16 protein-coding genes and 1 tRNA gene are annotated in these 12,785 nt (G+C 40.6%); 7 read left to right on the top strand and 10 right to left on the bottom strand.

What is annotated here, in order from left to right; translation table 11 throughout:
• Positions 1 to 56 precede the first annotated feature (56 nt).
• From INT03_RS00805 to INT03_RS00790, 4 genes are all read right to left on the bottom strand, one after another.
• Positions 57 to 458 (bottom strand): hypothetical protein, encoded by a 402-nt coding sequence (locus tag INT03_RS00805; RefSeq protein ID WP_045444098.1) that lies wholly within the window; start codon positions 456 to 458, stop codon positions 57 to 59.
• 147 nt (positions 459 to 605) lie between these two features.
• Positions 606 to 965, bottom strand: a complete 360-nt coding sequence (locus INT03_RS00800; RefSeq protein ID WP_060491792.1) for a SirB2 family protein — start codon at positions 963 to 965, stop codon at positions 606 to 608.
• Between the two features lie 92 nt (positions 966 to 1,057).
• Positions 1,058 to 1,381 (bottom strand): BolA family protein, encoded by a 324-nt coding sequence (locus INT03_RS00795; RefSeq protein ID WP_055124744.1) that lies wholly within the window; start codon positions 1,379 to 1,381, stop codon positions 1,058 to 1,060.
• Between the two features lie 352 nt (positions 1,382 to 1,733).
• Complete coding sequence (locus INT03_RS00790; RefSeq protein ID WP_045453551.1) at positions 1,734 to 2,546, bottom strand: M48 family metallopeptidase; 813 nt, start codon at positions 2,544 to 2,546, stop codon at positions 1,734 to 1,736.
• 686 nt (positions 2,547 to 3,232) lie between these two features.
• Here INT03_RS00790 and INT03_RS00785 point away from each other — a divergent pair.
• A tRNA-Gly gene (locus tag INT03_RS00785) sits at positions 3,233 to 3,307 on the top strand.
• A gap of 288 nt (positions 3,308 to 3,595) precedes the next feature.
• Positions 3,596 to 4,387 (top strand): glucose 1-dehydrogenase, encoded by a 792-nt coding sequence (locus tag INT03_RS00780; RefSeq protein ID WP_193007180.1) that lies wholly within the window; start codon positions 3,596 to 3,598, stop codon positions 4,385 to 4,387.
• A gap of 211 nt (positions 4,388 to 4,598) precedes the next feature.
• On the opposite strand, the gene INT03_RS00775 is transcribed toward INT03_RS00780, so the two are convergent.
• Complete coding sequence (locus tag INT03_RS00775) at positions 4,599 to 5,837, bottom strand: amidohydrolase family protein (protein ID WP_087814083.1); 1,239 nt, start codon at positions 5,835 to 5,837, stop codon at positions 4,599 to 4,601.
• A 430-nt stretch (positions 5,838 to 6,267) separates the two neighbouring features.
• Here INT03_RS00775 and INT03_RS00770 point away from each other — a divergent pair, with 430 nt between their 5' ends.
• The 4 genes from INT03_RS00770 (at position 6,268) to INT03_RS00755 (ending at position 8,507) form a co-directional block, all read left to right on the top strand.
• Complete coding sequence (locus INT03_RS00770) at positions 6,268 to 6,627, top strand: hypothetical protein (RefSeq protein ID WP_045444104.1); 360 nt, start codon at positions 6,268 to 6,270, stop codon at positions 6,625 to 6,627.
• A gap of 188 nt (positions 6,628 to 6,815) precedes the next feature.
• The gene (locus tag INT03_RS00765) at positions 6,816 to 7,544 is read left to right on the top strand and encodes a BLUF domain-containing protein (RefSeq protein WP_055124741.1); all 729 of its coding nucleotides are present in this window, start codon (positions 6,816 to 6,818) and stop codon (positions 7,542 to 7,544) included.
• Between the two features lie 4 nt (positions 7,545 to 7,548).
• The gene (locus INT03_RS00760) at positions 7,549 to 8,082 is read left to right on the top strand and encodes a GTP-binding protein (protein ID WP_055124740.1); all 534 of its coding nucleotides are present in this window, start codon (positions 7,549 to 7,551) and stop codon (positions 8,080 to 8,082) included.
• Between the two features lie 8 nt (positions 8,083 to 8,090).
• Entirely contained in the window at positions 8,091 to 8,507 is a 417-nt protein-coding gene (locus INT03_RS00755) for a roadblock/LC7 domain-containing protein (RefSeq protein ID WP_140412966.1), read from the top strand.
• A gap of 154 nt (positions 8,508 to 8,661) precedes the next feature.
• Here INT03_RS00755 and INT03_RS00750 read toward each other — a convergent pair whose 3' ends face one another.
• The 5 genes from INT03_RS00750 to nadR all read right to left on the bottom strand — a co-directional run bounded on the left by INT03_RS00750 (position 8,662) and on the right by nadR (position 11,938).
• Entirely contained in the window at positions 8,662 to 8,814 is a 153-nt protein-coding gene (locus INT03_RS00750; protein ID WP_176393010.1) for a hypothetical protein, read from the bottom strand.
• A gap of 41 nt (positions 8,815 to 8,855) precedes the next feature.
• Positions 8,856 to 9,038: a hypothetical protein gene (locus INT03_RS00745; RefSeq protein ID WP_140412965.1), complete on the bottom strand. Its 183-nt coding sequence runs from the start codon at positions 9,036 to 9,038 to the stop codon at positions 8,856 to 8,858.
• Positions 9,039 to 9,404: 366 nt separating this feature from the next.
• Complete coding sequence (locus tag INT03_RS00740; protein ID WP_087814082.1) at positions 9,405 to 9,857, bottom strand: DUF962 domain-containing protein; 453 nt, start codon at positions 9,855 to 9,857, stop codon at positions 9,405 to 9,407.
• Between the two features lie 195 nt (positions 9,858 to 10,052).
• Positions 10,053 to 10,784, bottom strand: coding sequence for a nicotinamide riboside transporter PnuC (gene pnuC, locus INT03_RS00735; RefSeq protein WP_087814081.1), 732 nt, complete (start codon positions 10,782 to 10,784; stop codon positions 10,053 to 10,055).
• Between the two features lie 113 nt (positions 10,785 to 10,897).
• Positions 10,898 to 11,938 carry a multifunctional transcriptional regulator/nicotinamide-nucleotide adenylyltransferase/ribosylnicotinamide kinase NadR gene (gene nadR, locus INT03_RS00730; protein WP_087814080.1) on the bottom strand — a complete coding sequence of 347 codons (1,041 nt, stop codon included), beginning with the start codon at positions 11,936 to 11,938 and terminating at the stop codon, positions 10,898 to 10,900.
• Positions 11,939 to 12,500: 562 nt separating this feature from the next.
• On the opposite strand from nadR, the gene INT03_RS00725 reads away from it, so the two are divergent.
• Positions 12,501 to 12,713, top strand: coding sequence for a PspC domain-containing protein (locus tag INT03_RS00725; RefSeq protein WP_045454060.1), 213 nt, complete (start codon positions 12,501 to 12,503; stop codon positions 12,711 to 12,713).
• The last annotated feature ends 72 nt before the right edge of the window (positions 12,714 to 12,785 follow it).

Below are 12,785 nucleotides of genomic sequence, written 5' to 3'. Positions count from 1 at the left end.
TATATCTGGCTGAAATTATGAATGTTCAACACGCCCTAAACATAACCTATCATACATTACTCGCCATAAATCTTAACACCATTGGCGAAGCTACAACGCTGAATGCGGGCGGATTGAATGATGGCATCACGCTCGCCATAGAGCCGTGATAATTTTGCATCGCGTGCCTTGGTGTTGTTGCTTTTGCCAACGCCAAAACTGATGTTAGGAGAGATGCCCCAACGTCCCGCAGAAACCCCAACCCCGACACCTGAGGCGGATAAAGTTGATTGCTCATTGCGCGCCGCGTCGACATAGCGATTGACGCGGGTATATTCTTGACTAAGGGCTTGGCAATCGTAACTTTGATACGTGCTTGGCGGCACATATTGTGGCGTGACATTACCCGTCGAGGCACAGCCTGAGAGACCAAAAATGCCAGCTGTCGCCAGTAGTGTCGCTGCAGTAAGAGTTTTCATAGTGGCTCCATTAGGCTAGGTTGAGGCGATTGTATTTATGTAAGATAGCAAAAATAATGGGATTAAGATATTGAAAATATAGCACTTATTGAATATTTTCAATACTAGTAATATAAGTATTTGTCCAATCAAAATGTTATATGTTTATTAAAATAAGTTACCAGGTTTAGCAAAGGCAAGTACCACAATGCCCACATATGCCGCTCCAGCAATAAGAATACCGGTCTTTCTTTGGCTAGATGTGGCGTTATTATTAAACGCTTTAATACTGGCACTGATAGCCGCAACGAGTAAGATTACTTTTGCAAATACCCATTGTATGGGTGCATTGGCACTCATCAGCTGCATTAACATGACTGCCCCTGACACAATAATGAGGGCATAGAGAATGTGCGAAGAGATTTTGACCACGCGTGGTGCTTGCTTGTTTGAGCTTAATACCAAATAGCTCTGATATAAAAACAGTGCAATGAGCAATACAGCCATGAGCATGTGTAGATGTTTCATGAGATATTATTTCCTTTAAAGGTGCAGTTTCAGCGCTTACTGGTTACATATAATTATGGTATGGAAAACACTATCTTCGCAATAGTTCGTTATTAGCCCTTGTTTTGTCCAGCACATAACGGACTATCAGGGCTTTGACCTTGCCATTCTATTGGGGTGTAAGCATGAATCGCTAAAGCATGGATTTGACCGCCTTGCGAGGTTAATAAGGAGTTTGCCAGTCCATATACAAGCTGATGGCGTGCGACCAATCTTTTGCCTTCAAAAGCATCACTAACAATCGTAAGTTTAAAATGGCTTTCTTTACCATCAAAATAACCAGAATGATTCATTGACTCATTCAACAATTCTATATGTTGCGGCTGCAACGCTTGTAGCTCAGCATTGAGGGCATCAGCGGTCGGTGTTTTACTCATAATGGTCTTTCCATATATTTTGCCTAATAGTACTTGGCGGTATCATACTTAGCAATTTGTAAATTGCAAATAATGCCCATTATAGCAGACGCTATTAGCGGTAAAGCCTGCTATTAAGCTGCGTGTGCCTGTAAGCGATTAAACTTTTGAGCTATCCTGTTTTTAAAAAATATAACAATGAAAGATATTCTTTTTAACATACTGTCTTTAATGACAATAAATAATAGCCAGTCATGGCAAGTAGCGGTACCTGTTAGCTATCAGCATAAAAAAGCAGAGCACAATTGATAACCTGTACTCTGCTTTTATAAGTAACAGCCATTTACTCAAAGTATGAAATCTAACAATCTCGTTAGCGACGCGCTTTTTGATAAAGCGGCATCACTTTAGGCATTAACGATTGCAATTGAGCAATACGATTGCTGCTGGTCGGGTGAGTGCTTAAGAACTGCGGTGGCTCACCTTGGCTCGCGCTTTGCATTTTTTGCCATAAGGTAACCGCTGCTTGCGGATTATAGCCAGCACGTGCCATTAACTCTAGACCAATCTGATCGGCTTCAGCTTCTTGTGTGCGACTATGCGGACGGCTCAGTCCCAAATCCCCAGCGACGTTGGCTAGCTCAGCCTGACCTTGTGACAGTCCAAAGATGCTAGCAGCCACGCCGATACCAGTCTGCGTCGCATACTGACGCGATAGGCGCTCACGTGAGTGCTCACGCAGCGCATGTGACATCTCATGACCCATAATAGCCGCAATCTCGTCATCCGTGAGATTCAGGCGGTCAATGATACCCGAGTAAAACATGATTTTGCCACCGGGCACGACAAAGGCATTCAGCTCATTAGATTTGATCGTATGCACTTCCCATTGCCATTTCGCCGCATCTGGACGGTAGACGCCGACCTGACCGACCAAACGATTAGCGATGTTCTTTAAGCGATTAAGCTGAGCCTTATTGGTATCTAGCACGCCGCGCGCTTTTGCTTCTTGCAACGTTTTGGCATAACTCTGTGCAGACAGCTGCAAAACTTGCTCACTAGAAACCAGTAAAAGCTGCTGACGGTCAACGCCAACGGCACCGGTACTGGTGGTGCTGGTACAACCTGTCAGGGCTAGTGCCGACAATGAAGCGGCCATCACGGTGCTGGTCAGTAATTTTTTCATAATAAACATCCTCGCTGTAAATGATAAAAAGTAAAATAGAACAAAGTGGCGGTTAATAACAAAGTGACTGTTATCAAAGCGGCTATTAATAATAAAGCGGTTGTCGTTAAAGTGATTATCGTTGAAATAATTATCGTTCAAATGACTCGTGTTACATTTTTTGTGGCATAGAGAGTTGAAGCAGCAAGTAAGGCAATTTTTTATTAATGTTCTACCTATGTTTGCTACGTGACCTCAACAGTAAAATTTTACCCGAACTGTCATTAGGCATAAGTATAATAATGTTACTAAGGCAAAACCAATGCAGGAAAAGTAACAATACAGCGTAGGATTGTAAGTGAGAGGGACGTTGACACCAACAAATCTATTTTTCGTGACTAACGTCTATAAACTTGATAGGCGGCATAAATCTCAGTCAAAAAATAGTCTCATAAGCAATGAGATACTACCTACAAGGATAGAGCTTTAGATTTCTAACATTATTGTGAAAAATAATTGATATTATTTTAAAAAAATAATTATCGCTAAATCAATTATTTATGATAATTACATCAATAAATAGCGAGTTAAAGACATAATATTAGAAATAAACGTTAAAAATAAGGTTGACAGTACTAGAATATCTGATAGAATAGCCAGCCTATCGAGACGGAGTTGTTGTTAACAACACTACAATTCGATAATCAGCGGGAATAGCTCAGTGGTAGAGCATAACCTTGCCAAGGTTGGGGTCGAGAGTTCGAATCTCTTTTCCCGCTCCAAATATGGCTTGAAAAAGCATCAAAGCCTCACTTTATTGTGAGGCTTTTTTTTGTCCTGATTTTAAGGGTTGTTATTGTTTCTTAAGAATATTTCGATGACATTCCAAGTTACTATCGACGGAATTAACGACATAGATTACTAAAAGTTGCAGCGCCGAAACTAAGTTACAAAAGGTGGTCAATTTGACACATTAGCCTCAGTTCAATCATGCATAATTATATAGATCGTTTAAACGAATATAACAACAAATAATCCATCTATAGATATGATGATAATAAGGAATAATTATGCAAGAATTCAAACATAGAGCATTTAATGAATTATTTGATCTGTCAGGAAAAACCGCAATTGTGACGGGCGGTGCAAATGGCATTGGTAAAGCAACGGCGCTACGTCTAGCACAAGCTGGGGCAAATATCGCTATTGCTGATTTAAAACTAGAAGATGCAAAGGCTGCGGTCAAGGATATCGAAGTGTATGGTGTCAAAGGCTTGGCAGTCGAATGTAATATCTTAAAAGATGAAGATTTGGTCGCTATGGTAGACAAGGTCGTCGCTGAATTTGGCACTGTCAATATTTTAATCAATAATGCTGGTGGCGGCGGCGGTGGTCGTGAAAACCCAGCCACAGCATCGGTCGATGATATTCGCCGTGATTTTGAGTTGAATGTTTTTAGTGGCTGGCGCTTGTCGCAATTATGCGTGCCACACATGAAAGCATCGGGTTATGGTTCGATTGTATTTACCACTTCGATGTCGAGTATCAATAAAAGCCCGAACATGAGTGGTTATGCGGGATCAAAAGCGGCTGTCAATCATATGGTGGCGAACTTGGCACATGATTTTGGCCCTGAGGTACGCGTCAATGCGGTTGGCCCTGGTGCCACGCGTACTGATGCCTTAAAAACCGTACTAACACCAGAAATCGAAAAGAAAATGCTAGAGCATACGCCGATTCAACGTTTGGGTGAAGCCGATGATATCGCTGGTGCTATGCTGTATTTTGCCGCACCACTATCTGAGTGGGTCAGTGGTCAAACTATATTTGTGAATGGCGGCGGTGTGCAAACCTTAGACTAAGCTTATCTGCATATGAAGGTATTTAAACTATTATGTTAAAGCTATTGTAAGTAGTGAAAAACCGTTATGAAAAGCGTCATCCAATATATAGTTGGGTGACGCTTTTATCGTTTTAAGCCTATGTTTCATGATAAAGGTGCTGGCGCATTGATAAGCTGTATCTTTCAATTGACTGAATGTGCTCAATTAAAGAGTATTCAAGTAACTCAAGTTATTCAAAGCAAATATGGGCGACCTCATTGCAAAAGGTTTGCTTGCCATTCTTAAAGCCTGCGATGGCTTGAGAATTGATTCTAATCGCTTCTACCGCGTCTTTCGCTTCTAGTATGACTAGGGTAGCCGGTGCTCCTACTTTAATCTCCGTTTGCCGTGATAAAAGCTTCGCTGCATTTTTGCTAATCATATCGAATACCTCCGCTATCTGCTCATCTTTTGCTAATTGAGTGATATTGGCATACATATTTGCCATTCTAATCAGTGAAGCATCACCGTAAGGCGTGAAAGCATTTAAAATATTATTGCTAGAAATAGTCGTATTGATGCCCATTGCTAATAGTTCATTGGCGTTGACCATGCCTCTAGGAATGAGCGTATCATAATCACGTCCATTCAAAAATATGTCGGTGGCTGGTAACACCGTCAAGGTAATGTCAGCGAATTTCAGTAACGCAGCCATTTCCATACGTTTGTCTTTGTCCATCGCCGACAGTTTAGTCACATGACCAATAGACACGCGACCTTGATAATGGCGCTTGATGGTTTCTTCAACCAATTTTGGAATGCTCGAGCCTTGTGGATCCAGATCAAAATCTAAATGAAAATCAACATCGACGTCAAACTGCTCAGCCAAGTCAAACACCATTTCAATATGCTTGTGAGGATTCTCATCTTTGTATGGACAGCCGCCAACCAAATCAGCGCCTTGTGACAATGCCAGTTTTAATAGCTCATAAGTATGCAGGTCATTGGTCAATCCTGTTTGCGCAAAGGCGCAAATCTCTATATCGATGGCAAATGCATAGGTATCGCGGGCTTTTTTGATGGCATTAAAGGCGCGCATCTCTGTTTTTGAATCTGTTTCAACAAAGGTGCGCAGACCAACGGTGCCTTTTTTAATCGCCATCTCAATCACTCGTGAAGCACGATTAAACACATCTACTTCCGTAAAATCCTTTTTAGCCTTACCTGTTTCTTCAACAGCCTCGTTTAAATCACCTTGCTCTATAGTACAGCGATCAAGGATGCAGGCTTTATCAAGGTGAATGTGGCTCTCATAGAATCCTGCACAGACAAAGTAACCTTTAGCATCGTAAATTGCTTTTGGCGCATCATCATGTTCAGGTTTTTCCGAAATGTCGTCAATGCTCTCAATATAAGCGTCGTTTATACTGATATTGACCAAGTTTTTATGATTGGGTAATTGGGCATTTTTTATAAGTAAATCGGGCATCGTTTTTCCTTAGTGGTTTGCTTGGAATGACTCAACGATCAATGGCATTTTAGTGTCAAGAGTGGGGTTTTAAACTTTAAATCCGCATGACTATTCGATGTTTTTATTTTTTCCTACCCAACGGTCGTTTTTTGTTCATGAGTGGTTAGGGGCAAGCTTCATCGAGTCTGATATATGGAATATAATGACCACCGCTACGGTATGTAGACTTTGTTTATCAATAGACTATATCGTTTTTACCAAAAAACATACTTAGTTATTGATATTTTATTGTTATGATTATCTTATAAGTTTTTATCGTATGTTAAGATATACTAATAATAAAAATAGTAAATAATAAGCTAAATTTAGTTTCATACCTTTAAACTACGAAGGCATTTCTGTGATGGAATGACTTCATTCAAATACAATCAGATAAATAGGAAAAAGTATGTCAAATATCGATGAGTCATTACAAGAATTAATGAATCTTGATGGTGCAATGGGTGGCTGTATCGTCGACTATATGTCAGGCATGGTACTTGGTATGGCTGGCGGCGGCGTTGACTTAGAACTTGCAGCAGCAGGTAACTCGCAAGTGGTAAAGGCGAAAGTAGCAACGATGAAATCATTAGATATCAAAGGTGAAATCGAAGATATGTTGATCACCTTGGAGTCTCAACTGCACATCATTCGTCCTACAGCCAAGCATGAAGACTTGTTTATTTATTTGGTGCTTGATAAATCAAAAGCCAATCTTGCATTAGCCCGCCGTAAGGTACAAGCGGTAGAAAATAAACTAGAGGTATAACTCGGTTGGTCGTGTTCAACAAATGAGTGATTTATCAAACTCTCCTTGTTGCTTATCGCGCCTTAAATAAGACAAGACTGGCAACAAGGTCAAATTCGTTATGTACGTACTGTACATAGCGAATTATTATTTTATAAGCAGTAGGAATAACTTAACGAGCGTGAGCCGTTTTATCAAGTGGTGGCAAAATGAAGTGTATTGCATACGTCAGTAGAGTGCCAATCAGTGATCGTACTATTCGAATGCCTACTGGGTTATCAGACATCGTTAGTGTCTCTCGTAAGCATAATCCAAAATCGCAAATTACGGGTATCATCTCTTACCGTGACGGTCAGTATCTGCAAGTGCTAGAAGGCCCCTATCTTGAAGTAGACAAGTTAATGAGTAAGATAGCTTCTGATCCTAGACATGAAGATCTTTGGGTGTTTTTGGATGTGCGCGTGATCAAACGCAGCTTTAATAATTGGGCTGTGAGCGTGTTTGATTTTGTGGATCAAGACAACTTTTTTAATGCGTTCATTGAGAATAATAGCGCTGTGTTAAACAGCTTTGATGAGTCTCAACAAAGACGTATTCAACCGTTTATTGATATAAAAAAATCTGATACGGTGCCTGAAAAGTATTATGAAGGTAAGGATTTAAGATTGCTGGCATGGCCTGATCTCAACAATGAAAGCCAGCCGCAAATGATTATGAACCTGTGTATCAAATTGACTAAAAAGCCTTATTCGTTTAATGCACTAGCGGATAGTGGTGATTTTGGCAGCCATCATCAAGTCACACAGATTATCAGAGAGTTTGATCGTTTAGGTTTATTGAGTGTCACAGAGGCAGCACCGATACATGAGCAAACCGTAAATGAGAAAAAGCCTAATAAATTTTATGGTGCGATCAAAAAATTCTTAGGAATGAGGTAAAAAATTGAATTATCAGAAGCTAGCAATCATTGGTGAAGTCGGTGCTGGAAAAACTCAGTTGGTCAAAACCCTAAGCGAGATAAGCCCCATCGAAACAGAAGCAAAATCTAGTATCGATATCGGTAAAGAGTACACGACGGTCGGCATCGATTATGGACGCATCACTCTGTCTGACGATATGGCGCTAGGTATTTACGGCGTGCCAGGTCAAGAGCGGTTTTCTTTTTTATGGGAGTTCGTCAATCAGTCGCTATGGGGATTGCTCATTTTGATTAGATATGGCGAGACACCCGATTATGCCAATTTAGATAAGCTGTTACACTTTTTTGCGCCAGAAAAAAATCAGACCACGTGTATCATTGGTATCACTCATTGCGAGGATGCTGACAAAGATAGCCTTTCAGCACTGGGACAAGAAATAAGAGTGATGTTGATGCAGCATAATGTGGTGGCACCCGTGCTCCATACAGATCCTAGAAATAGAGAGTCCGCTGTGTCTCTGTTGTCATTATTTAATACCCTTAATAATCAAGACTAATGCCAGATATGACTATGTTAAAAGAAAAATTAGACGAAAAATCACCAGCAAAAATAGCGTTATTAAGCCATATGAAAGCATTGTGTGACGCCAATAGAGAAGTCATATTGGTTAGCTTATGCACCACAGATGGCTTTCCCATTAGTTGCTTTTCGATCAGTGAATTGAGCAATCAAACGGACAAGTTTGCGGCGATGAGTAGCACGCTATCAGCGCTGAGCGATTCATCCGCGAGTCAAATGAAGCAGGGCAAGTGCGACATCACTATCGTCGAAGCCACTGCTGGGAATATGCTATTTGTCAAAACTGACTATATTGGTAAACCTTGTGTATTGACCGTGGTAGCGCAGAATAAGATGGCACTAGCAGAAGCAAGATATAAGACCAAAAAATTGATTGGTGTCATTTCTGCTATCACTGAGTAAGGCGCATAAGTAACTAAGATTGCTGGATTCGGTAGGCTATAAGCGATAATTCAACGTGATAGACATGTGATATTATTTGCGTGATCAAATATCGACATTGTATTCAGATATCGACCTTGTATAAAGGTAATGCATTGACCTTTGACGGCCATATCTACCAAAAACGCACCATTAGCGGCATTAATTTTGCCATGAATCGTGTGGTTGTGCCTTCTTCGTCAGTCAGCTCTAGGTTGCTTCTTTTGCCAAGACCATATTGTAAAAATTCATGATTCTCCAAATCTGCTAGCGTCTCAAGTAATCCCATCCTGCTCAGATAATCGGGACTGGCACAGAGCGAATAACGAGTCAGCGCCAGCCGTTTTGCTTGGTCGCTGGAACCTTACAGCTCTTAATGCGAACGGCGAGCTCATATCCTTCTTCGATCAAGTCAATGTGTCGATCAGAAAAATCCAACTCAACGTTTAGGACTGGACAGCCAGTGCTGTATCTGTCGGTGATGGCGCGTAATGAAGAATTTCTACAGTACATTGCGTAGAGGCTTGTCGCGTATTAACTATCGGGCGAATAGGCTGAATTTATGCTGTTGGCTCTATTCTAAAATGAATGGTTCTATTTTGAAGTAAACAGTTCTGCTGTGGTTATTTGACGCTATGTTTACAGTGTTATTGTTCTGAAAGTTAGAGTAGTTAATTACAGTCAATAAATTTTTTTGATAGCTTATTTTTTATAATTTGTTCTTTGCTAGCTTAATATACAAAGCACCACTTAACGGATTGTTGAGCGGTGCTTTTTTGAGTCAAAATATCAGTTTTAGATAGTGGTTTTTTAGGTACTCATTTTAACGATACTGAGCTTAAATATACTAAGCTTAAAGATACTATCAAGAATAAATAGTTAGGCTTGGCTTTTTTTACGACCCATCAAGCTATTAGCTACCCATGCTGGACCAATTAATAAGAATTGTAAGTCTTCAAAAAACGAGGGTTTTTTGCCTTCAATTTTATGACCAATGAACTGTCCAATCCAAGCAACCACAAAAACCGCCGCCCAAACCTTAAAGCCCCATGGTAATAATGCCATTACTGACAAACAAATAAGAATAAACATTCCCATCGCCAAGAATAACGGCGTGGATAGACGCATATAAAATAACAATACCAACGCGCTAAGTACCAAGGTAAACCAAACTGATAGCGACATGCCCATGCCTAACAGGCTGACAAATATAGTAGGAACGCATAGCCAATGGATTTTTTTATTGACTAGGTTTTGATGACTGACAGAATATTCACTAAGCCATTGCTCAAATGTGCGTTTAGACAGGCGCTTTTGCTGAGTACGAGACATACTAACCTCCATGTTAGTAGATGAATTGAAAAATCTCTCCTATCAGTTGTAGCACTAATTGAGCCAGTCCACCACATTATCTGATAGACGCCACAGTCAAAACCTATAACGTTATCAACATGTTTGCCAATATCTGCGAGCTCTTTGGTTTTATTCTTTTAAGATATCACCACTTATGACCATACAAGATAACCGTTAACCTTGTTCACTGCGCTGCCATTCATACAAACCAATGAAGGCGTTTATTTGATATATCATGGTTTGAATGGCAAAAATGTAATTGCCCGACATTAGATTGACGATAAGCCAGACAAAGTTAACGATAATCCATAACCACCAGTTAAATGAATAGCGCAAAATCATCGCGGCTTGTGCAGTAATGGAGAGGACAAAAGCAATGACGTTGATCCAAAAGAAGGAGATAAATCCTAGGAATTTACTATTATCATCCTCAACCACTGCATAGCCATAGCTGGCCAGTAAATCATTCACCGTGGGGAAAAGTGCGAGACCAATAATAATAAAGGCGGCGGTAATCAACCAAACTGCTTTGCTCGCCGCCTTTGGTATCATGTCGCCATCAGGATCGGTATGTTTTGACCAATAAAAAATACCGTAGACATGGGTGAAAAAGTTAAAGAGCGGCGCGAGCATCAAACCGACTGCACCAGACGTCGCCTGCACGACGACTTCTCCCGCAGTCGCTGCCATTCCCAACCCGTTGCCCATGACGTTTTTGCGAAATGATAGCGAAACCACACAGACCAAACCAACGAAAGACACGCCCAAATAAAACATATCAAGCGTGGTGTGTTCTGTCGTGAGCCAAAAACCTGCGGATAATGCTATCACCCCGCAAATGAACCAAGTGACAATCCATTGCATCGCCCACTTTCCAGTAATATTATCTAATAGCTGAATACGCATAAAGCCTTTTTCCTTAAAGTATTAAAACTACAATGAGTTCTTATTTTATTTTTTAGTATCATATTATTTTTGTATTATCGCTATTCTTGCCATCGCTATTTTTACCATCTCCTCTATCTGCCATAAACATACTGATCGATAAGCAGCAGCGCTTGCTGATAGCGCGCATCGTAATCTGGCTGATCAACCATGTGTGGTTTGATATCATGACGAGTAAAAATATCGACAAGACGTCGCTCAAATCGTCCACGTGCCTCAGGCGTGCCCAATGAGCGCATGCCATCATCAATCCACGGCGTATTGTTATCCAGCATAATGGTATGATCTAAGCGAAACTCATCGATACAAGCCGCCACAAAAGGATGGCTGCGACCTTCATATTCTTCACAAAATGCTTGAGTGGTCACAAAATCGGTATCAACGATGGTGACAGGAGCGGTCGCATTAGCCGCCGCATCTCTTATAGCTTGAGCATGCTGAAGGGCAATCGGACCATAGTCATTGTATTGTAGACCGACTTCACTACCGCCCAAATCTGTACCGACATATAAGCGTCCCATCTCTAAAGCAAAGCTGGCGCCATAATAATTGGCCAGTTTATGCACCAATGTGGTCTTACCCGAACTTTCGCCGCCAACAATCGCCACCGTTTTGGTATAGTCGCCGCGCGCTTGGGGATGAATAGCTGACCAATGCGCGACTGGATTACGAGCGATGGCATAAGAATCAAACTCAGGCTGTAACGGGGTCGTGACGACTGGCATCGATAATCGCTCATAGACATCACTCTGCGCCAATGGGTGGTTTTCTGCGACAAACAAGACTGTATCTGCTGGTAAGTCGAGCGCTGTCGTCAAACGTTGTAGTTTGGCATTGCTGGCAGGAATGTCGATTGTCACATCGACGAAGCTATCATGTAGCGGCAGCTCAATCTCATGAGTGGTATGAATCTGGATAAATGGCAAATCAGCACACGCCATCTGTAGCCAACGTGCTTTGTCTTGCAAAGTAATGTCAAAATCTGGATGCGGTGCTGGATGCGCCATAATGATAATATGCAAGGTTTTCGCTTGTCCTGCCGCAGCCAATATACTGCGCATTTGACCTAAATGTAGTGGCTCAAAATGTCCAATCATCAATCCTGACTCGTACATAGCTTTCCTTAATTTTTATTTATTCTTAATTGCACCAATTTTATCGATAGACTGCTGGAATATCTGTTATTTACCAGCATGTTATAAAGGTTTAAGGCGATTTACAGGTAGGTTATTGTAAAGGGGTGTTTTTTTTATACGACTGTTTTCTGATAAAAATATGACCAAGTTATTAATTTAACTGTAATTGTTTGAGTATCTCACCATTTCTGAAGTTCCATCTACACAATATCTATGTGCTGAAAATGGCTAAATATTGGATTTGTAACAACATGTGTAATATGGCAGCAATAAAGCTAATCATGAAACATTTTGAAATAACTATTTAAAATCAGCAGTTTATGAGGTTTTATGACAGATTAGGGCAAGCTTGGTTAGCATAAACTCACAAAGTACGTCTATACGTTCAACAGATAAATATTAAATAGTTGCTATACTTATTCATAAGTTAAGAGGGCTAAGTAGCTTCCTAACTAGAATCGGAAAAGAGCATAAAAATAGAAGAAAAAAAGTAAAAAGCAGAATTTTAAATAACAATAGAAATGATAGAGAGGTATTTGATTTGGCTAAACTAGCAAAACTACATCGCTCACAGAACAATCGCATGATAGCAGGTGTGATGGGCGGCATTGCCGAATACGTTGGCTGGTCACCAACTTGGGTGAGAGTATTATTCGTGATTATCTCATCTTTGAGTGCAGCAGTACCTGGCATCTTAATTTATATAATTTTATGGATAATCATGCCAAAAGCGACTAGTGCGTCTTACCAATAAAGTTATTTTATATTTGCTCGTATCTTTTTAACAGCCTAGATTCAAATAAGAAGTGCAACGTTTTAAAAGAAT

The sequence above is a fragment of the Psychrobacter sp. PG1 genome, from assembly GCF_014897815.1.
Classification (GTDB): domain Bacteria; phylum Pseudomonadota; class Gammaproteobacteria; order Pseudomonadales; family Moraxellaceae; genus Psychrobacter.
This window is presented reverse-complemented; position numbering and strand designations above follow the sequence as displayed.

Bases quoted from the DNA above. Each gene is read 5' to 3' on its own strand.
- INT03_RS00750 (WP_176393010.1), bottom strand. From the start codon at position 8,814: ATGGGATTACTTGAGACGCTAGCAGATTTGGAGAATCATGAATTTTTA.
- INT03_RS00800 (WP_060491792.1), bottom strand. From the start codon at position 965: ATGAAACATCTACACATGCTCATGGCTGTATTGCTCATTGCACTGTTT.
- INT03_RS00795 (WP_055124744.1), bottom strand. From the start codon at position 1,381: ATGAGTAAAACACCGACCGCTGATGCCCTCAATGCTGAGCTACAAGCG.
- INT03_RS00790 (WP_045453551.1), bottom strand. From the start codon at position 2,546: ATGAAAAAATTACTGACCAGCACCGTGATGGCCGCTTCATTGTCGGCA.
- INT03_RS00780 (WP_193007180.1), top strand. From the start codon at position 3,596: ATGCAAGAATTCAAACATAGAGCATTTAATGAATTATTTGATCTGTCA.
- INT03_RS00775 (WP_087814083.1), bottom strand. From the start codon at position 5,837: ATGCCCGATTTACTTATAAAAAATGCCCAATTACCCAATCATAAAAAC.
- INT03_RS00770 (WP_045444104.1), top strand. From the start codon at position 6,268: ATGTCAAATATCGATGAGTCATTACAAGAATTAATGAATCTTGATGGT.
- INT03_RS00740 (WP_087814082.1), bottom strand. From the start codon at position 9,857: ATGTCTCGTACTCAGCAAAAGCGCCTGTCTAAACGCACATTTGAGCAA.
- INT03_RS00755 (WP_140412966.1), top strand. From the start codon at position 8,091: ATGACTATGTTAAAAGAAAAATTAGACGAAAAATCACCAGCAAAAATA.
- INT03_RS00745 (WP_140412965.1), bottom strand. From the start codon at position 9,038: ATGTACTGTAGAAATTCTTCATTACGCGCCATCACCGACAGATACAGC.
- INT03_RS00765 (WP_055124741.1), top strand. From the start codon at position 6,816: ATGAAGTGTATTGCATACGTCAGTAGAGTGCCAATCAGTGATCGTACT.
- nadR (WP_087814080.1), bottom strand. From the start codon at position 11,938: ATGTACGAGTCAGGATTGATGATTGGACATTTTGAGCCACTACATTTA.
- INT03_RS00805 (WP_045444098.1), bottom strand. From the start codon at position 458: ATGAAAACTCTTACTGCAGCGACACTACTGGCGACAGCTGGCATTTTT.
- pnuC (WP_087814081.1), bottom strand. From the start codon at position 10,784: ATGCGTATTCAGCTATTAGATAATATTACTGGAAAGTGGGCGATGCAA.